Here is an 18,248-nt window from a genome sequence, read left to right on the forward strand (position 1 = left end):
CCGAAGTGTGTTCCGCCGTTCGTTGGCACTCACGTGCTGGTGAGGGCGACTATCGTCGAGGGCATGCGAGCGGAAGACGGCGAATTGACCTCCAAGCACCAACCGTTGCTGGTGCTGAGCAAGATCACGGAGATCCTCGATGCGTTCAGCCTGTCGCGGCCGTCGATGACGCTGGGCGAGATCCATCAGGCGACGGGTCTGCCGACGTCGACGGTCCAACGGCTGGTCAGCAACCTGGTGGCGCAGGAATTCCTCGACCGGACCGGCGACCAGATCCGGATCGGCGTGAAGATGGCGTTCTGGGCCGCGACGGCCACCAAGGGACTCGACGTGCTGACTGTCGTGACGCCGGTGCTGAAGGAGATCCGCGACGCCACCGGCGAGACCGCCAGCTTCTTCCGGGTCGAGCAGGGCTACCGCGTGTGTGTGGCCATCGCGGAGACCGAGCACGCGCTGCGCCGGAACATGTACGTCGGGAAGATCGTCCCCCTGCCCGCGGGTTCGGCGGGCCGGGTGTTGCTCGCCTGGAACCCGGACCTCACCGAACAGGTCCTCGCCGGCCCGATCGAGCCGATGACCGAGGGCACCGTCACCGACACCGCGGTGCTGCGCGAACTGATCCACCAGGCCAAGGCCGACGGGTACGCCATCACCGCGGGGGAGCGGGAGGACAGCGCCTCGGGATTGGCTGCGCCCGTGTTCGATTCGTCCGCCGACGTGATCGGTGCCTTGGCGATCAGCGGGCCGACACTGCGCATGCCACGCGAGCAGTGCGAGAAATGGGTGGATCTGCTCGTCGGCAGCGCCGAGCAGGTCACCCGGACGCTGGGTGGCCGCTACCCGTCATGAGCTGCGCCGCGATCGCGCGGCCGGCTTCGTGCATGGCCACGGCGTCCGTGGCGACGAGGACGCCGGCGAACCGGGACCGGTAGTCGCCGAGATCGTCGCCGACGGAGCCGACGACGGCGTACACCGGGGTGGTGCCCGCGCGGGCGAGGATCACGGAGATGATCTTGCCCGCCTTCGTCTGCCCGTCGAGCCTGCCCTCGCCGACGACGATCGCCGACGCGTCCGCGGCCAGGGTGTCGAAGCCGGTCACGTCGAGGATGTACTCGGCGCCCGAGCGTAGTTCGGCGCCGTACCGCGCCCACATCCCGCCGGAGAACCCGCCTGCCGCACCGGTCCCGTCGACACTCGACGGGTCGCGGGGCAGAGCCCGCGCCTTCGCCTCGAGTTGCCGCGTGAGGACCTGCACGGCGCCCGCGTCGGCGCCCTTCTGCGGTCCGAACACTCGGGCGGCGTCGACGTACCGGGTGGTGACGTCGGTCAGCACGGTGACGGCGGCGCCCCGGAGTCCGCCGCCCGCCTCGATGGCGGCGATGGCCCCGGTGCCGCCGTCCGTGGTGGCGGACCCGCCGGCCGCGACGACGATGTGCCGGGCACCGCGCCGGGCGGCATCGGCGACGAGCATCCCGGTGCCGTAGGTGGTGGCGGTGATCGGGTCGCGGGGGCCGTCGTGTGGCGTGGTGATCCCGGAGGCTGCGGCGATCTCGATGACCGCGGTCCCGTCGTCGGACAGTCCGTACGTCGGCCGGCACGGGCTGCCCCAGGGGTTGCGGGCGCAGGTGGTGACCGGACGCAGTCCGAGGGGGACGGTGAGAACGTCGAGGGTGCCCTCGCCGCCGTCGGCGACCGGCAGCCTGATCGGGGCACCGCCGGACGACTCGACCCCGCCGGCGACGGCGTCGGCGACCTCGCCTGCGGTGTAGGTGCCCTTGAAACTGTCGGGGGCGATCAGAACCGTCATGAGTTCCACGCTTCCGGGTTGACCGGATGCGGGGGAATCCGGTTCTGCGCCATGGCCACAGCGTTCTCGGCGCACAGCCTCGCCATCTCGGCGCGCACCGACACCGTGGCACTGCCGAGGTGGGGGAGCAGCACCGTGTTCGACTGTTCCGCGAGTCCCGGGGCGAGCGCGGGTTCGTCCTCGTAGACGTCCAGCCCGGCCCCGGCGATCTCCCCGGACTTCAGGGCGGCGACGAGGGCGGTTTCGTCGACGACGGGACCGCGGGCCGTGTTGATCAGGATCGCGGAGGGTTTCATCGCCGTCAGCACGCCCGCATCGACCAGGTGGCGGGTCTGCGCGTTGAGGGGGACGTGCAGCGACAGGTAGTCGCTGGTGGCGACGAGGGAGTTCCAGTCGGTGTGGGTGACGAGTCCGGCGAACTCCCCGAGCTCCTCGTCCGTCACCGGCCGGTCGCCGGGAGGCCGGGGGCAGAACTGCACCTGCATGCCGAAGGCCAGTGCCCGTTTCGCGGTCGCCCGCGCGATCCGCCCGAACCCGGCGAGACCGAGCGTGCGTCCCGAAACATCCTGGCCGAGGAGCAGGTTCGGTTCCCATCCGGTGAACCGCCCGGCGCGAACGAACGTGTCGGCCTCCACGGCGCGGCGGGCAGTGGCCATGATCAGCAGCATCGCGACGTCGGCGGTGGCGTCGGTGAGCACACCGGGTGTGTTGCCGACGAGTATCGAGTTCGCGGTGGCCGCACCGATGTCGACGTTGTTGAACCCGACCGCGTAGTTGGAGATCCCGCGGATCTTCGCGACGGCCAGGAGGTCGGCGTCGAACGTGTCGCGAAGCTGGGACACCACCACGTCGTAGTCGCCGGACACGCAGACCTCCCGCAGCCGGGCAGCGTCCGGAAGCTCGTCGGGGACATCGACGCTGCCCGCAGCGCGCAGCAGCGTGAGAGCGGGTTCGGGGATCGGAGTGGTGACGTAGAACCGGGCGCCGCTCATCGGCCGCCGCCGATGACCCACTCGAACGCGGTGGCATTGGAGCGTGCGCCCTGCGCGGCCTTGGACCGGTTGGCTTCGCCGAGTTCGGCGAGCGTCTTCTCGGACAGTTCCACGAGCGATCCGAATGTGGTGGGGTTCAGCCAGTCCGGGCGGGTGGCGAACAGCAGATCCTCGCTGGCGGTGTTGCCGCTGGCGCCGGGTGCGAACGGGCAGCCGCCGAGTCCGCCGAGGGCGCCGTCGACGGTCATGGCGCCGGCCGCGACCGCGGCGAGACTGTTCGCGACCCCCAGCCCCCAGGTGTCGTGGCCGTGGAAGACGATGCCCCGCTGCGGGGTTTCGAGCCGTACCCGGGAGACGAGCGAGTACACCTCGGCGGGAACGGCCTGGCCGAGGGTGTCGCAGACGACGACGTCGACGGCGCCGTGGGCGCGCGGATCGTTGGCGATGTCGATCACCCGCTGCTCCGGCACCCGGCCCTCGAACGGGCAGGTGAACGACGTCGCGATGCACAGTTGGATGCTGCCGCCGACCTCCTGCGCGAGTTCGATCGCGGCGGGCATCGCGGCGAGGCTGTCCTCGGTGGAACGTCCGATGTTCGCCTGGTTGTGGGAATCGGAGGCGGAGAAGCAGTACTGGAAATGGCGTGCGCCTGCGGCGGCGGCCTTCTCCACGTGCCGGGGCGTCGCCACCCACACCCAGCAGTGGTCCAGTTCCTCCGCGGTCAGCTCCGAGATCACCTCGACGGTGTTCGCCATCGGCGGGACGAGGTCGGGACGGGCCATCGACCCGATCTCGAGCGCGGGCACGCCGAGTTCGAGGAGCCGCCGGGCGATCTCGAGCTTCCGGGCGGTGGACAGCATCTTGCCCGTCAACTGCAATCCGTCGCGCAGGGTGACGTCGCGGAGCAGGGCGCGTGATTCGAAGGACTGCGTCATGAGAGGCCACCTACTGTGTCGTTGACGATGGAGTCGATCTGTTCCGGGGTCTTGCCGAGCACTGTTTCGAGGACCTCGCGGGTGTGCTCGCCGAGGTCCGGTCCGACACTGCGGATGGGCAGTGACTTGCCGCCGATCACCGGGACGATGCCGGGGAATCCGACCTGCTTCGGCTCGGCCTCACCGGTGTCGACGGTGAACTGCTGAATCATGTTGCGGGCCGCGTACTGCTCGTCGCTGCAGATGTCGGCGGCGGTGTTGATCGGACCCGACGGCACCCCCGCCGCATCGAGGACCTTCAGCGCCTCCTCGCGCGAGTGCTGGATCGTCCACTCACCGATCGCCGCGTCCAGTTCGTCGCGGCGCGCCCACCGTCCGGCGTTGGTGGACAGATCCGGGTCGGCGCCGAGGTCGGGGCGGCCGATGGTGTCCATGTAGCGCTGGAAGATGGCGTCACTGTTGCCGGCGATGATGATGCTGTCGCCGTCGCTGCAGATGTACGCGTTCGACGGGGCTATACCCTCCATCCGGCCGCCGACGCGTTCGCGTTTGATGCCGTACGCGAGGTAGTCGGGAATCAGCGATTCCATCATCGACAGGATCGATTCGTTGAGTGCGACGTCGATGATCCGATGCGGCAGGGACGGACCCTGGGTTCCGGCGACCTTCGCGGCCTCACGCTGGAACAGGGCCATCACCGCCCCGAACGCCGCGTAGAGGCCGGCGATCGAGTCACCGATCGACACCCCCACCCGCACCGGTGGCCGGTCCGGGTCGCCGACGAGTTCACGGAATCCGCCCGCGGCCTCCGCGACCGCGGCGAACCCCGGGCGCTGCGACATCGGCCCGGTCTGCCCGAACGCCGAGATGCGGGTGATCACCAGGTCCGGATTGGCCGCGTTCAACGCGTCCGGTCCGATGCCCCACTTCTCCAGGGTGCCGGGCCGGAAGTTCTCCAGCAGGATGTCGCACTTGGCGGCGAGGTCCAGGACGAGCTGCCTGCCTTCCTCGGTGCGCAGGTCCAGCACGATCGACTTCTTGTTGCGGTTGATCGTGCGGTACAGCATCGAGGTGTCGCCGGAGTAGAGCCGCCAGTTGCGCAGTTCGTCGCCGGTCTTCGGGCGCTCCACCTTGATGACCTCGGCCCCGAAGTCGGCAAGCATCCGGCCCGCGGTCGGGGCGGCGATGTAGTTGCCCAGCTCGAGTACCCGAACCCCGTCGAGGGGCCGAATGGTGTTGTCGGAGAACATGGTGATCCTTAACTGATAGTGACGCTCAGAGAACGAGGCTCATGGGCAGGACGAGCAGTATTGCGACGACCGATGCCACCGATACTCCCACCGAACACGTCTTCAGCGTGCCTCGTGTGGTCTGACCCATCAAGGACTGCAGCAGCCAGAACGTGTTGCTGGTGACATGCACCGCGAACAGGGAGCCGGCGCCGGCGGCGAGGGCGATGAGGACGGGGTCGAGGCCGAGGGTCGGTGCGATGGGGGCGAGGACGCCCGCGGCGGTGATCGCGGAGATGGTCACCGAGCCGACGGCGACGTGCAGGACGGCGGCGATCACCCACACCATCAGCAGCGGAGCGGCGTGATTGGCGGTGAAGTACTTGCCGAGGATGTCGCCGAGACCGGCCGCGGCGATGGTCGCGGCGAGGGACCCGCCGACGCCGGTGAGGATGAGGATCTGGCCGCTCTCGCTGAAACCGCTGGCGATCGCCTTCTGGACGCGGTGCTGGCCGATGCTGAGCCGTCCGACGAAGCTGGTGCCGATCAGTCCGATCAGCAGCGCGATGAGCGGCTCGGACACGAACGACACGACCGGATTGCTGATCTCGGCGATGTCCAGGATCGCGCCGGTCGCGATGAGCAGGAGGGAGACGAGCAGCGGAGCGAGGAGCAGGATCAGGGGGCGGTCGTGCGCCGCGCGCTCGGCCGTGACCTCGGTGACGGTCGCGGTGCGTTGCGCCTGGGCGACGCGTCCGCCGGCATCGGGCCGAGGGGTGGTCCCGCCGCTGCCGCCGTCGGTCCACTGGTCCTCTTCGTCGTCGACGACCGTCTGATGGAAGTGCTCCTCGTCCTTCTCCGGGTTCCACCAACCGCGGGTGAACAGGAACGACATGATCGCGACGGAGATCGCCACGGTCGGGATCACCAGGATCAAGCCGAAGATCAGCATCTTGCCGAGCGGCACACCGAGAAGTCCGGCGAGGGCGAGGGCGCCGACACCGGGAACCATCAGCACGATGCCGCACTCCAGGCCGATGGCGAGGGCGGTGGCCATGCGTGCGGTCCCGACCCGGCCGACCTTCGGTGCGAGGTTGCGGGCGAGCGGGGCGGAGATGACGAGCAGGACGTCGAGGAAGATGGACTGCAGCAACGTCGCGATCGTCAGCGACATCGCATAGGGCATTCGTTTCGGCCCGAACACCCGCAGAAGTGTTCCGACCAGGCGCTGGATCGCGCCCATTTCTTTCAACATGGCGCCCACCAGGACGCCGAAGGCGATCAGAAGTCCCACTTCGGCCATGATGTCGCCGAAACCGGTGCTGATGACTTCCACCGTTTCGGCCGTGCCGAGTCCCGTCGTGAGTCCGAGGTAGGCGGATCCGACGACCAGTGACACCACTGGGTTGAACTTGAAACGCACGATCATCAGAACGACCGCCGCGACGGCGACCGTGGTGTTGATCAGGATTGCTACGTCTGACATGTGCGCGTCCTTATCGAGGAGGCGGGGTAGTGACTGGCGTCACAGGTACACCCATATTATGAGCACACACTCACGATATAAGCAATGGGCCTTCGGCCTCGTGCGGGTGGAATACTCGACGCATGGTCGTGCTGGATCCGTTTGCGGTGGGACGGCCGACGGCCGCCGAGCGCAGAGCGTCGGAGGACTGGAGCGAGATCCAACTCTGGTCCGACCGCGTGTACATGCCCTACGTCGTGCGTCCGCTCGGTGTCGGGCTGTCACCCCGGTCGAGCATGTACTCCACGAAGATCGGCGACATCACCGTCACCCGGTTCTCCTACGGAATCCCCGTCTCGGTCGGCGACTTCTCGTCCGACGCAGGAAACGCGCTCGTTCTCACGACCATCCGGGGCAACGCCCGGCACCACCTCGACCACGACGCCACCGCGGACACACCGGCAGGTGACACGTTCGTCGCCGACTGCAGTCGCGTCGACTACCTCGTCGAGTTCTCGCCCGACCACGTCCAGCTCAATCTCACCGTTCCCCATGCGTTGCTCACGGACACGGCTGTGCGCTGGTGGGGATTCGACCCCGGAGATCTTCTATGGCAACGCAAATGCGCCATCGGCGGCGGCGGATCCGGCTGGCAGGCGCTGCTCGCTTACGCGATGCGGACGACGGGAGAGCTACCGGGGCACGCCACCGAGGGGCGCATCGGACTCAACCTGCAGGAGTTGCTGGTCGGGCACCTGCTCACCGAATGGGCGGCTCGCGCCGGAGTGGACCCGGACAGGTCCACCGGCCCGGCGGCGCCCGGCTATGTGCGGCACGCCGTCCAATACATCCGGGAGTACGCCCGCGAACTGCCGACCGCTTCCGACATCGCCGACGCGGTGGGTGTCAGCGTCCGCACCCTGTCCGGGTCGTTCCGGAAATACCTGAACACCACCCCGGCCGAGTACGTGCGTGAGCAGCGCCTCCAGGGCATCCGGGAGGAACTGCTCACCGCATCGCCGGGCGAGACCGTCGCCTCGATCGCCGGCGCGTGGGGATACGTCAACCTCGGCCTCTTCGCGGCCGCCTACCGTCGCCGGTTCGGTGAGAATCCGTCGCAGAGCAGGGCCTTCGGCCCCGTGAGTGGTTGACGAGTCCAGAGACTCCTCAACCACTCACGGGCGGCGGAGCCGCCTACAGCTCCGCGCGGACCAGCTTCGCCGCGTCGACGAGGTTGCGCAGCGACGCCTCGACCTCGGCGGGACCACGGGTCTTCAGACCGCAGTCGGGGTTGACCCACAGCCGTTCCACCGGCACCGCCTTCAGCGCCTCCCGCAGCGACGCCGCGATCTCCTCGACACCGGGCACCCGCGGCGAGTGGATGTCGTACACGCCCGGGCCGACGCCGAGATCGAAGCCGACGGCGTTGAGGTCGTCGAGGACCTCCATGTGCGAGCGCGCGGCCTCGATGGAGGTGACGTCGGCGTCGAGCCTCGCGATGGCCTCGATGACCTCACCGAACTCCGAATAGCAGAGGTGGGTGTGGATCTGCGTCGAGTCCGAGACCCCGGACGTCGCGAGACGGAACGCCCCGACCGACCAGTCGAGGTACGCCGGCTGATCCGCGGCCCGCAGGGGCAGCAGTTCGCGCAGCGCGGGCTCGTCCACCTGGACGATCCGGATGCCCGCGCCCTGCAGGTCCACCGTTTCGTCGCGGATGGCCAGCGCCACCTGGTTGGCCGAGTCGGCCAACGGCTGGTCGTCGCGCACGAACGACCACGCCAGGATCGTCACCGGACCGGTGAGCATGCCCTTCACCGGACGCTGCGTGAGTGACTGCGCGTACGTGATCCATTCGACGGTCATCGGGTTGCTGCGTCGCACGTCGCCGTACAGGATCGGCGGGCGGACGCAGCGGCTGCCGTACGACTGCACCCAGCCGTTGTCCGTCGCGAAGAACCCGTCCAACTGTTCGGCGAAGTACTGCACCATGTCGTTGCGTTCCGGTTCGCCGTGCACCAGCACGTCGAGGTCCAGCTTCTCCTGCAGCGCAACCACATCGGCGACCTCGGCGCGCATCCGGTTCAGGTACTCGGACTCGTCGATCTCACCCTTGCGCCGCGCCGCGCGCGCGACCCGGATCTGCGTCGTCTGCGGGTAGGAGCCGATGGTGGTGGTCGGCAGCACCGGAAGCGACAGCGCCGACTGGGCTTCCCGACGTTCCGCGGCGGGACTGCGCCCCGGATCGGACGCGGTGAGCGCGTCCAGCCGGGCACGGACCGTGGCGTCGTGCAGACGCCTGTCGGTGCTGCGGGTGGACGCCGCCGCGCGGGCGAGCGCGAACTCGTCCTCGACGGATTCACGACCGCTGGTCAGTGCGGTGCCGAGGGTGACGACCTCGCGGACCTTCTCGGTACCGAACGCCAGCCACGACCGCAGCGCCTTGCCGAGTCCGGTCTCCGCGTCGAGCGTGTACGGGACGTGCAGCAGCGAGCACGACGTCGAGACGGCGAGCGAACCGGTGCTGCCCAGCAGGGTGCCGAGCGACGCCAGTGCCGCGTCCAGGTCGGTGCGCCAGATGTTGCGTCCGTCGACGACGCCGGCGACGACGTGCTTGCGGGTCAGATCGGGAACGGTGGCGAGAGTGTCGGATCCGGCGACCAGGTCGATCGCAATTCCCTCGACACCGGTCGAGGCGATGGCGGGGAGTGCGTCACCGAGACTGCCGAAGTACGACGCGAGGAGGATCGCCGGTCGCGACTCCAGCGCGGACAACCGGTCGTAGGCCCGCTTGGCCGCCGCGATCTCCTCCGGTGTGCGGTCGGCGACGAGCGCGGGTTCGTCGATCTGCACCCAGTCGGCGCCCGCGTCGGCGAGCCGACCGAGCAGGTCCGCATACAGCGGGACGAGTTCGTCGAGGCGGTCGAGGAGGGGTGCGTCCGAGCCGACAGCCTTCGACAGCAGCAGGAACGTGACCGGACCCACCACCACCGGGCGGGCCGGAATGTCCAGGGCACGTGCCTCTTCGAGTTCGCGGAGCACCTTCGACGGGTCGAGGGCGAACGTCGTCGTCGGGGAGATCTCCGGCACCAGGTAGTGGTAGTTGGTGTCGAACCATTTGGTCATCTCGAGCGGGGCGACCGTGTCGTTGCCGCGGGCGGCGGCGAAGTAGCGGTCGAGGTCGCTCTCGATGCCGGCGACACGGTCGGGCAGTGCGCCGAGCATCGCCGCGGTGTCCAGCACATGGTCGTAGTACGAGAACGTGTTGACGGGCACGGAGTCGAGGCCGGCGTCGCGCAGGCTCGTCCAGGTCTGACGGCGCAGATCCCGGGCGAGCGCGTCGAGCGCTTCGGCGTCGAGGCGGCCTGCCCAGTACGACTCGACGGCCTTCTTCAGTTCGCGATTCGGACCGATGCGAGGTGAGCCCAGCACGGTCGCGGTGAAAGAAAATGTCACGGTATCTCCAGTTGCGTACGCGGTACGGCTACCGCCGGCAAACGGGTACACCTCTCGAGCCCAGGGACGTGCTGCAGCGCGAGAAGGTCTACACGCCCAATCCACGAGGCGGTAACCGTCGGGCACGGCGTGCCCGACACAGTCGGCAGGTCTTCGGACTTGCAGGCAGCCGGTGTGACATCACACCGGACCTAGTGGCCGTCGCTTCCCAGGCGGTTGCCCAGTGCATGGTGACGGCGGTCGTTCCTGCTCACCGCTGCGGGACAGTCCCGGATTATCACCGGGTTCCCTCTCACACGCGGACTCCGGGGAGGCCGACGTGCTTCGACGCCAGGTGCGGTCTTCGGGGCTCCTCACGACCGTGCCGGGCGAACCAGCTGCACCGGCCAGCATAGGCCTTCGGCCCGTGCGCCTTTTTGGTAGCCCCAACTACCAAAAAGGCGCACGAGCCCGGAGGGCCTACAGCCAGCCGTTCGACTCCGCGGCGCGGACGGCCTCGGCGCGGGTGCTGGCGCCGGTCTTGCCGATCGCCGAAGACAGGTGATTGCGTACCGTGCCTGCCGACAGGAACAGTGCGGCAGCGATCGAGGCGACCGGCGCACCGTCCCGCGCCGCCCGCAGCACGTCGGTCTCCCGGTCGGTGAGCGGTGATTCCCCGCTGACGAGACTGTCGGCGGCGAGAGCCGGGTCGACGACGCGCAGTCCGGCATGGACACGCCGGACGGCGTCGGCGAGCTGCCGGGCCGGGGTGTCCTTCACGACGAACCCCGATGCACCGGCCTGCAGTGCCTTGCGCAGGTACCCGGGACGACCGAACGTCGTCACGATCAGGACGCGGGTCTGCGGCATCTCGGTCCGCAGTGCCGTGGCCGCGGCGATCCCGTCCAGGCCGGGCATTTCGACGTCGAGGAGCGCGACGTCGGGGGAGTGCTCGCGCGCCGCCGCGACGACCTCGTCGCCGCGCCCGACCTCCGCGACGACCGTCAGGTCCGCCTCCAGGTCGAGCAGGGCGGCGAGGGCACCGCGGACGAGTGCCTGATCGTCGGCGAGCAGCAGCCGGATCGTCACGGGACCTCTTCCTTCAGCACGTGCAACGAGAACCCGCCCGGTTGCGGATGGGTGATGACGACCCGGGCTCCGGCGGCCGCGGCGCGCTCCCGCAGGCCCACCAGCCCGTTCCCGTGCACGGATTCGGCGCAGCCGGCGCCGTCGTCGACGACGGTGACCTCGCGTTCGCCCACCGTGACCGAGCAGTGCGTCGCGCCGCTGTGCCGGACCACGTTGGTGACACCCTCGCGGACCGTCCACGCGAACAACTCGCGCAGGCCGGTGGGCACCGACTCGGTGCTGTTGGGCAGCTCGGCCTCGATTCCGGCCGACCGCAACGCTTCCCCGGCCCGGGCGATCTCCACCGGAAGCGACAGCCCCCGGATTCCCTGCACGGCCTGCCGGACGTCCGCGAGCGCGTCGCGGGAAAGGCGTTCCAGGTCAGCCACTTCCGTGCGGGCCCGGTCGATGTCGATGTCGAGGAGCCGGCCCACGAGTTCGGCCTTGACGGTGATGACGGTGAGGGAGTGCCCCAGGATGTCGTGGAGGTCGCGGGCCATCCGGGTGCGTTCCTCCTGCACCGCGAGTCGTTCGCTCGCTTCCCGTTCCCGGACCAATTCGATGTTGCGGTTGATCAGCTTGGTCACCCCGAACATCGCGAATGCTGCCGCGCACACGCCCAGCGAGAGCCCGGTGCCCGACCCCCAGTCCATCACCGTGGAGATCACTTCCACAAGAACTGCGACGGTCAGCGCGGTGAGCCCGCCGAGCCACGCGGGGAACAGCATGACCGCGGAGACGGCGAGGAAGACGCCGGCGGACAGCCCCGACGACCCGACGGCGACCACCATGACGGCTGCGAGCCCGAACAACGCCAACACGAGCGGTACCGCCTGGTTCAGCGGTGGCCGAAACTCGTTGTGCGCGCGCCGGGTATGCGACCACCGGAACATCGCAAGGTACGTCACCGCGAATGCCAGCGTGGCGATCATCCCGATCCAGCCCCGGACCTGATCGCGGGCGGCCCACCCGTCGAGGAACGGCTGGAACAGGAAGACCGTCCACGCGGCGGCGAAAATGAATCCGAAACGGCCCCATCGCCTGGTCACGACGGGGCCGTCGGGGGTGGTCACGGCAGTCACGATACCGCCGTCACACTCGCTCGGTGTCGCGCTGGAAACGCCACGCCGCACCGCCGACGAAGATCGCCAGCCACACCGCGACGTTGAGGAGCCACGTCCACTGCATCGCCTCACCGGTGAGCGGTGCGTGCACCAGCTGACTCAGCCCGTACGTGGGCATGAACTGCGCGATCGACGCCCACACCGAACCGTCCTGAAGCGGCATGAACAGCCCGCCCGCGAAGCCGAGCACGGCGAGCCCGGGGCCGAGGATCTGCATGACGTTCTCGCTCGGCAGCAGGTACCCCATGAACAGGCCGAACGCGGCGAACACTGCGGATCCGAGCCAGGTGATCAGGGCCGTCGCGAACCACAGGGACGTGTCCATCCGGACGGACGTGAACGCGCCCACGAGGTAGACGACGCCGACGGCCCCGAGCCCGAGCATCATCGCGACGAGCACCTTGACGAAGATGTAGACCCCGGGGGACAAGGGGGTGAGCCGCAACTGCCGGCTCCATCCCGACGCCCGTTCCACCGACACCATCGCGCCGCCGCTCGTCGTCGCGATCATCGCGCCGTACAGCGCCATGCTGATCATCACGTACGCCGAGACGTTCCCGTTGCCCGCGCTCTCACCCGAGTAGCTGGGGTTCAGGCCGAAGATGAGGAAGAAGACGACCGGCATGACGAGAGTGATGATCATCGTGCGCCGATTGCGCAGCAGCCGGCGCAGTTCGAGTCCGAGGAGGGTGGTGTTGAGGCCGCCGAGCGGGGGAACGCGGCGGGGTGCGGCGAGGGTGGTCATCAGTTCGATCCTTCCGTGGCGGAGTCGTCGGAGGTGAGCGCGATGAACGCGTCTTCGAGTCCTCGGGAGACGATTTCGAGGTCGCAGGCAGGCGTCTGCGTGAGGAGGTGGCGGGCCACGGCATCGGTGTCCGTCGAGTGGACGAGGACGCTGTCACCGCGCACCTCGATGCTGTCGGCGCCGGGAATCGCGAACAGCTGTTCCCTGTCGGCGCCCGGGAAGTGGGCGCGCACCGTGCGTCCCGCGGCCAATGCCTTCACCTCGGCAGCGGTGCCGTCGGCCACCACTTTTCCCTTGCGCACCAGCACGATCCGGTCGGCGTGGGCGTCGGCCTCCTCGAGATAGTGCGTCGCGAAGACGACGGTCCGGCCGCTGTCCGCGTCGGCGCGGATCGCCGACCAGAAGTCCCGCCTGCCCTCGACGTCCATGCCCGTGGTCGGCTCGTCGAGGATCAGCAGCTCGGGATCGGAGAGCAGTGCCATCGCGAACCGCAGCCGCTGCTGCTGACCTCCGGAACACTTGCCCACCAACCGGTTTGCGAGATCGGCGATGCCGGCCCGGGTGAGGACCTCGTCGACCGGCCGAGTGTCGGCGAACAGGCTCGCGGTGAGCCGGACGGTCTCCTCGACGGTCAGTTCCTTCAGCAGCCCGCCCGTCTGCATGACCGCCGACACCAGACCCTGCGCGATCGCGGTGCGCGGATCGGTGCCGAAGACGGACACCTCACCGGCTGTGGGGCGGGACAATCCGAGGACCATGTCGACGGTGGTGGTCTTGCCGGCGCCGTTGGGGCCGAGGAACGCGACGATCTCGCCTGCCCGGATCTCGAGGTCCAGGCCCCGGACGGCGTGAACGTCACCGAAGTACTTGTGGACGCCGCGCAGGCTGACTGCCGGAGCCGGCGACGCGGAGACCTTCGTGGAGGTGTGGAGCGCTGTCGATGTCATGCAATCAGCGTGCGATCCCGACGGCCGCCGACCCCCACACGTCCGTCACGACCTCACCGTGACAAATGTCAGGGGCCAGGGGTAGGTGTGGCGCCGATCGGGGGCAGCCGTTACTGTGGGCGCCATGCAGCGCGCATATTTCTGGTTTAGCAGGCCGGCCCCGGGTGGGCCGGTCGGCGTAACCACGCGCTGACTTCTTCCACCCCAGAGCCGGATTACAGACCGGCTCGCGGGAATCTCCACAGTCTTCGAGGGCCGGCCTGAGAACAGGAACCCGAACCCATGACTGTCACCCTCGACACCACTACCAGCGCTGATCGGCTGGACGACCAGCGCACCGTGAGCATCAGCCCGCTGGTGGCCCCGTCGGTCGTGCGCCGCGAACACGCCCCTGACGACGTCGCGTCCGCGACCGTGCGCTCCGGCCGCGCCGACACGGTGAACGTGCTGAACGGCGACGATGATCGACTGCTCGTCGTGGTGGGCCCGTGCTCGGTGCACGACCCGGACGCCGCCATGGACTACGCCCGCAGACTCGCCGCGAAGGCCGAGGAATTGCGCGACGACCTGCACATCGTGATGCGGGTCTACTTCGAGAAGCCGCGCACCACGCTCGGCTGGAAGGGTCTGCTCAACGACCCGCACCTGGACGGCACGTTCGACATCGACACCGGGATCCGCATGGGCCGCAAGCTGCTGCTCGACGTGTCCTCGCTCGGCCTGCCGGTCGGCTGCGAGTTCCTCGACCCGATCATGCCGCAGTACATCGCGGACCTCGTCACGTACGGCGCGATCGGTGCCCGCACCGCCGCCAGCCAGGTGCACCGCCAGCTGTGCAGCGCGCTGTCGATGCCGGTCGGGATCAAGAACTCGACGGAGGGGGACGTGCAGGTGGCGGTCGACGGCACCCGCGCCGCCGCGGCGAGCCACGTGTTCCCCGGCACCGACCTCGACGGGCAGGCCGCGCTGATCCGCACGGTCGGCAACCCCGACTGCCACGTCATCCTCCGCGGGGGCAGCGACGGACCGAACTACGACGCGGAGACGGTGGCGGACACGCTCGCCCGGCTGCGCAAGGGCGGTCTGCCGGAGCGGGTCGTCATCGATGCCAGCCACGGCAACAGCAGCAAGAACCACGAGAAGCAGGTCGACGTGCTGAACGACATCGCGGTGCGGCTCGAGGAGGGCGAGAAGGGGATCGTCGGTGTGATGGTGGAGAGCTTCATCGAAGCCGGTCGTCAGGACCTCACGCTCGGGAAGGCCGAGGACCTCACGTACGGCCAGTCCATCACCGACGCGTGCATCGACTGGAACACGACGGCGGCGCAGCTGGACCGTCTCGCGCAGGCAGTGGCCGCACGTCGGAAGTGATCACCGCACGCCTCTCGTGCGGAACTGCACGCTGATCCGCGGTCCGAGCGGGCGGGTGCTCTTCGGTACGCAATGCACCCAGGTGCGCTGGCAGGAACCACCCATCACCAGCAGGTCACCGTGGCCGAGCGAGTACCGGATCGAGTGCCCGCCGCCGCGCGGACGCAGCAGCAGCGGACGCGCGGCGCCGAGCGAGAGGATGGCGACCATGGTGTCTTCGGTGCGGCTCCGGCCGGTGTCGTCGCCGTGCCAGGCGACGCTGTCGGAGCTGTCGCGGTAGAAGCAGAGTCCGGAAGTGGCGAACTTCTCGCCCAGTTCGGGCAGGTAATGCGTGCTCAGGGCGTCGCGTGCCGCGACCAGCAGCGGGTCGGGGAGCGGCTCCCCCTCCGGGTAGAACCGGACGAGGCGTGGGACGTCGACCACCCGGTCGTACATCTGGCGCCGCTCCGCCTTCCACGGCACCGTCTCCGCGAGCGTGGTGAACAGCTCGTCGGAACCGGTCAGCCACCCCGGCCGCACGTCGACCCACGCTCCCGCCGTGAGCATGCGACGCTGCACCGTCGACCCGAGCGCGCCCAGTTCGACACCGAACGACGCGTCGTCGAACAGTGAGGCCTGGTGCGCATACCGCGCATCCGCGGAAGTCATGCCGCCATGCTACCCGATATTCGAACGTATGTTCCCACTTTTTTCTCGAGGCGGCAGTCGCCGCTCAGACGCACCCCTTCTTGGTTCGCGCACTACTTTTCGGGCCCTGGAAGGAGTGCGGCTGCGGAGAAGTGGTGCGTCTGCACGGAAGCCCGGGGAACGGCGGCGGTTGTCACCGCGGCACCGCAGGCTCGCGGTCGTCGCCGGTGTCGACGGTCGCCTTCTGCCTGCTCGGCCACCAGAAGGCGCGACGTTCGAGTGCCGCCAGGCTCGGTACCAGCATCGGGGCCATCGCGAAGGCGGCGATGGCGACACCGATCGCGACACCGAAGCCGAGTTCGGCGAGGTTTGCCAGTCCGGTGAGGGTCAGGGAAGCGAAGGTCAGCGCCAGGATCAGGCCGGCGGCGGCCACCGTGGGGGCGTCGTTGGAGACGGCGATCCGCGCGGACTCACGCGGGGTGTACCCGTTGCGGAATTCCTCGCGCAGTCGCGAGGCCAGCAGGATGTTGTAGTCGGTGCCGATCGCGACGACGAACAGGTACAGCACGATCGGAATCGAGAAGTCGATCCCGTCGTAGCCGAGGCCGTGCAGAAACAGGATCACCACGGCGCCGAGGGTGGCGACGAACGTGAGTGCGACGCACACCAGCAGGTTGAGCGGGGCGAGCACGGCGAGCAGGAGCAGGGCGAGAATCAGCGCGATGGCGACTGCGGCGACGGGGAACACGAGGCGCGTATCCGCCGCGAGTTGCGCGCGGACGTCGACGAACGTGGATGTCTGCCCTCCCACAACGACTTCCGAGCCGGGGACCGCTCCGTGGGCGGCGTCGCGGATCGGTCCCTCGACGAGGTCGAGGGACGCGTTCGAGTAGGGGTCGTCGGCGAGTACGACGTTGACGAGCGCGGCTCGACCGTCCTGACTGGGTCGCGGCGGGGCGACCGAGGACACGCCCGGCACCTGCGTGAGAGCGGTGACGAGCGGGGTCAGCGACGCGGGATCCAGCGGTCCGGGAGCCACGACGTACACCTGGGTCGGGCTCAGCGCACCCGCGGGAAAGGATTGATCGAGGGTGTCGAAGGCCTGCTGTGACGGCGTGTCGGAGGGCAGTTCCCCCAGCGTGTTGTACGTCGACTTGTAGCCGGACGCGAAGGAGGCGAGCGCGATCAACACGACGCCGATCGCGACGGCGAACACGGCTGGCCGGCGCCCGATCGCGGCGCCGATCGAGGCGAACGGGGTGTGGGGGCTGTCGTGCCCCGGTCCGAGCGGCCAGAACAGGTGGCGGCCCAGCACGGTGAACACGGCGGGGATGAGCGTCAACGCCGTCACCAGCATGACGGCCACGGCGACGATGAGTCCCGGCGCGAGCGTGGTGAGCGAGCCGAGTTTCGCCAGTAGCAGGGCGGCGAACGCGACGATGACCGTGAGCGCCGACGACGCGACGACGCGCCCGACGACGTCGGTGGAGAACACGAGGGCCTCTCGATGGGTGTCGGTGGTGGACCCCGCCGCGGCCTGCTGCCGGAGACGTTCGCGATAGCGGAACAGCAGGAAGACGATGTAGTCGGTGCCGACACCAAAGAGGACGACCACGAGTATGGATTGCAGCGACGTGCTGACCTGAAAGTCGAACAGATCGGCGAGCACGGCGGTCAGTCCGGTGACCACCGACAGCACCACACCGATCACGACAACCGGCAGCACGGCGATGACGGGGCTGCGGAAGATCAGGCCGAGCAGGGTGAGGATGACGATCACCGTGGCGATCGTGATGACCTTGTCGGCGTTGTCGTAGGCGGCGGTGGTGTCGACCTGAATGGCCGCGTTCCCGGTCAGCCCGCTCACCAGGCCGGTGCCGTTCAGTTGCTGCTCGGCGTCGCCCCGGATGACCGGCACGGCGTCGTTGACCTGGTCGTCGCCGGGTTGTCCGTCGAACACCACCTGCAGTGCGGCGGCCTTCCCGTCGGCGGACAGCGACGCAGGCGACCCCTGCACGCTCACGACTCCCGGGATCGCCGAATTCTGAAGCGTGGTCGCGAGATTCAGCGCCGTCTGCTGGTCGGCGGGTGACAGCGGGGCGGCGTCGGCGCGGACCACCACCAGGCTGCCGGTGGCGCCCGACAGGCTCGGGAAGTATTCGTTTCCGACGGCCTGCGCCTCGGAGGACTCGAATGAACTGGGCAGGAACGTCTGCTGGTTGCCGGTGGTGTAGTCGTCGAGACTCGGTGCGAACAGGATGACGGCTATTGCCGCGACCACCCAGGTCGCGATGACCTGCCACGGGTGTGCGACGACAGTGCGCGCGATGTAGGCAAACATCATTCCCCGTTCCGGGAGATGAAGGTTCGGCCGGCGCCCGGCCGGGCGGTCGAACCGTGCCCAGTCATCGTCGCATGCAGGACGGCGCGAAGGCTACGGGTT

15 protein-coding genes and 1 riboswitch are annotated in these 18,248 nt (G+C 68.9%); of the genes, 3 read left to right on the forward strand and 12 right to left on the reverse strand.

The features are described from left to right. Nucleotides 1-63: 63 nt before the first annotated feature. Nucleotides 64-849, forward strand: coding sequence for an IclR family transcriptional regulator (locus HGB39_RS18690; RefSeq protein WP_005571793.1), 786 nt, complete (start codon nucleotides 64-66; stop codon nucleotides 847-849). On the opposite strand, the gene HGB39_RS18695 is transcribed toward HGB39_RS18690, so the two are convergent. Genes HGB39_RS18695 through HGB39_RS18715 form a run of 5 tightly spaced genes read right to left on the reverse strand, consistent with a single transcriptional unit; the run spans nucleotide 815 to nucleotide 6,449 of the window. After that, nucleotides 815-1,807: a glycerate kinase gene (locus tag HGB39_RS18695; protein WP_005571795.1), complete on the reverse strand. Its 993-nt coding sequence runs from the start codon at nucleotides 1,805-1,807 to the stop codon at nucleotides 815-817. The two genes, HGB39_RS18690 and HGB39_RS18695, sit on opposite strands and share 35 nt — an antisense overlap. Continuing rightward, the gene (locus HGB39_RS18700; RefSeq protein WP_005255198.1) at nucleotides 1,804-2,799 is read right to left on the reverse strand and encodes a 2-hydroxyacid dehydrogenase; all 996 of its coding nucleotides are present in this window, start codon (nucleotides 2,797-2,799) and stop codon (nucleotides 1,804-1,806) included. The genes HGB39_RS18695 and HGB39_RS18700 overlap by 4 nt, the downstream gene beginning before the upstream one ends. Next, nucleotides 2,796-3,734 (reverse strand): hydroxymethylglutaryl-CoA lyase-like TIM-barrel protein, encoded by a 939-nt coding sequence (locus HGB39_RS18705; protein ID WP_005255200.1) that lies wholly within the window; start codon nucleotides 3,732-3,734, stop codon nucleotides 2,796-2,798. The genes HGB39_RS18700 and HGB39_RS18705 overlap by 4 nt, the downstream gene beginning before the upstream one ends. Continuing rightward, the gene (locus HGB39_RS18710) at nucleotides 3,731-4,984 is read right to left on the reverse strand and encodes a CaiB/BaiF CoA transferase family protein (protein WP_005255202.1); all 1,254 of its coding nucleotides are present in this window, start codon (nucleotides 4,982-4,984) and stop codon (nucleotides 3,731-3,733) included. Before HGB39_RS18710 ends, HGB39_RS18705 begins: the two co-directional genes overlap by 4 nt. 25 nt (nucleotides 4,985-5,009) lie before the next feature. Then, on the reverse strand, nucleotides 5,010-6,449 hold the full coding sequence (locus HGB39_RS18715) for a GntP family permease (protein ID WP_005571798.1): 1,440 nt from the start codon (nucleotides 6,447-6,449) through the stop codon (nucleotides 5,010-5,012). 122 nt (nucleotides 6,450-6,571) lie between these two features. Here HGB39_RS18715 and HGB39_RS18720 point away from each other — a divergent pair, with 122 nt between their 5' ends. Then, nucleotides 6,572-7,579 (forward strand): helix-turn-helix transcriptional regulator, encoded by a 1,008-nt coding sequence (locus tag HGB39_RS18720; RefSeq protein WP_005571800.1) that lies wholly within the window; start codon nucleotides 6,572-6,574, stop codon nucleotides 7,577-7,579. 43 nt (nucleotides 7,580-7,622) lie between these two features. Here the strand turns inward: HGB39_RS18720 and metE are convergent, their stop codons facing one another. From metE to HGB39_RS18745, 5 genes are all read right to left on the reverse strand, one after another. Next, nucleotides 7,623-9,884: a 5-methyltetrahydropteroyltriglutamate--homocysteine S-methyltransferase gene (gene metE / locus HGB39_RS18725; protein WP_005571801.1), complete on the reverse strand. Its 2,262-nt coding sequence runs from the start codon at nucleotides 9,882-9,884 to the stop codon at nucleotides 7,623-7,625. Nucleotides 9,885-10,011: 127 nt separating this feature from the next. Then, nucleotides 10,012-10,219: riboswitch (cobalamin riboswitch) on the reverse strand. 124 nt (nucleotides 10,220-10,343) lie between these two features. Beyond that, nucleotides 10,344-10,952 (reverse strand): response regulator transcription factor, encoded by a 609-nt coding sequence (locus tag HGB39_RS18730; protein ID WP_005255215.1) that lies wholly within the window; start codon nucleotides 10,950-10,952, stop codon nucleotides 10,344-10,346. Beyond that, nucleotides 10,949-12,064 carry a sensor histidine kinase gene (locus tag HGB39_RS39905; RefSeq protein WP_240482884.1) on the reverse strand — a complete coding sequence of 372 codons (1,116 nt, stop codon included), beginning with the start codon at nucleotides 12,062-12,064 and terminating at the stop codon, nucleotides 10,949-10,951. Before HGB39_RS39905 ends, HGB39_RS18730 begins: the two co-directional genes overlap by 4 nt. A 19-nt stretch (nucleotides 12,065-12,083) precedes the next feature. Next, a complete protein-coding gene (locus tag HGB39_RS18740; RefSeq protein WP_005571803.1) occupies nucleotides 12,084-12,860 on the reverse strand; it encodes an ABC transporter permease in 777 nt (258 codons plus the stop codon). Further along, nucleotides 12,860-13,807, reverse strand: a complete 948-nt coding sequence (locus HGB39_RS18745) for an ABC transporter ATP-binding protein (RefSeq protein ID WP_005571804.1) — start codon at nucleotides 13,805-13,807, stop codon at nucleotides 12,860-12,862. The genes HGB39_RS18740 and HGB39_RS18745 overlap by 1 nt, the downstream gene beginning before the upstream one ends. 282 nt (nucleotides 13,808-14,089) lie before the next feature. On the opposite strand from HGB39_RS18745, the gene HGB39_RS18750 reads away from it, so the two are divergent. Beyond that, entirely contained in the window at nucleotides 14,090-15,178 is a 1,089-nt protein-coding gene (locus HGB39_RS18750) for a 3-deoxy-7-phosphoheptulonate synthase (protein WP_005571805.1), read from the forward strand. On the opposite strand, the gene HGB39_RS18755 is transcribed toward HGB39_RS18750, so the two are convergent. Beyond that, entirely contained in the window at nucleotides 15,179-15,826 is a 648-nt protein-coding gene (locus HGB39_RS18755; RefSeq protein WP_005571806.1) for an alpha-ketoglutarate-dependent dioxygenase AlkB, read from the reverse strand. Nucleotides 15,827-15,998: 172 nt separating this feature from the next. Beyond that, on the reverse strand, nucleotides 15,999-18,149 hold the full coding sequence (locus HGB39_RS18760; RefSeq protein ID WP_005571807.1) for an MMPL family transporter: 2,151 nt from the start codon (nucleotides 18,147-18,149) through the stop codon (nucleotides 15,999-16,001). Nucleotides 18,150-18,248 lie beyond the last annotated feature (99 nt).

Origin of the sequence: Rhodococcus opacus (assembly GCF_012396235.1) — a bacterium.
Lineage (GTDB): Bacteria > Actinomycetota > Actinomycetes > Mycobacteriales > Mycobacteriaceae > Rhodococcus_F > Rhodococcus_F opacus.

Bases quoted from the DNA above. Each gene is read 5' to 3' on its own strand.
- HGB39_RS18705 (WP_005255200.1), bottom strand. From the start codon at position 3,734: ATGACGCAGTCCTTCGAATCACGCGCCCTGCTCCGCGACGTCACCCTG.
- HGB39_RS18740 (WP_005571803.1), bottom strand. From the start codon at position 12,860: ATGACCACCCTCGCCGCACCCCGCCGCGTTCCCCCGCTCGGCGGCCTC.
- HGB39_RS18710 (WP_005255202.1), bottom strand. From the start codon at position 4,984: ATGTTCTCCGACAACACCATTCGGCCCCTCGACGGGGTTCGGGTACTC.
- HGB39_RS18750 (WP_005571805.1), top strand. From the start codon at position 14,090: ATGACTGTCACCCTCGACACCACTACCAGCGCTGATCGGCTGGACGAC.
- HGB39_RS18760 (WP_005571807.1), bottom strand. From the start codon at position 18,149: ATGATGTTTGCCTACATCGCGCGCACTGTCGTCGCACACCCGTGGCAG.
- HGB39_RS18690 (WP_005571793.1), top strand. From the start codon at position 64: ATGCGAGCGGAAGACGGCGAATTGACCTCCAAGCACCAACCGTTGCTG.
- HGB39_RS18695 (WP_005571795.1), bottom strand. From the start codon at position 1,807: ATGACGGTTCTGATCGCCCCCGACAGTTTCAAGGGCACCTACACCGCA.
- HGB39_RS18715 (WP_005571798.1), bottom strand. From the start codon at position 6,449: ATGTCAGACGTAGCAATCCTGATCAACACCACGGTCGCCGTCGCGGCG.
- HGB39_RS18720 (WP_005571800.1), top strand. From the start codon at position 6,572: ATGGTCGTGCTGGATCCGTTTGCGGTGGGACGGCCGACGGCCGCCGAG.
- HGB39_RS18745 (WP_005571804.1), bottom strand. From the start codon at position 13,807: ATGACATCGACAGCGCTCCACACCTCCACGAAGGTCTCCGCGTCGCCG.
- HGB39_RS18700 (WP_005255198.1), bottom strand. From the start codon at position 2,799: ATGAGCGGCGCCCGGTTCTACGTCACCACTCCGATCCCCGAACCCGCT.
- HGB39_RS18755 (WP_005571806.1), bottom strand. From the start codon at position 15,826: ATGACTTCCGCGGATGCGCGGTATGCGCACCAGGCCTCACTGTTCGAC.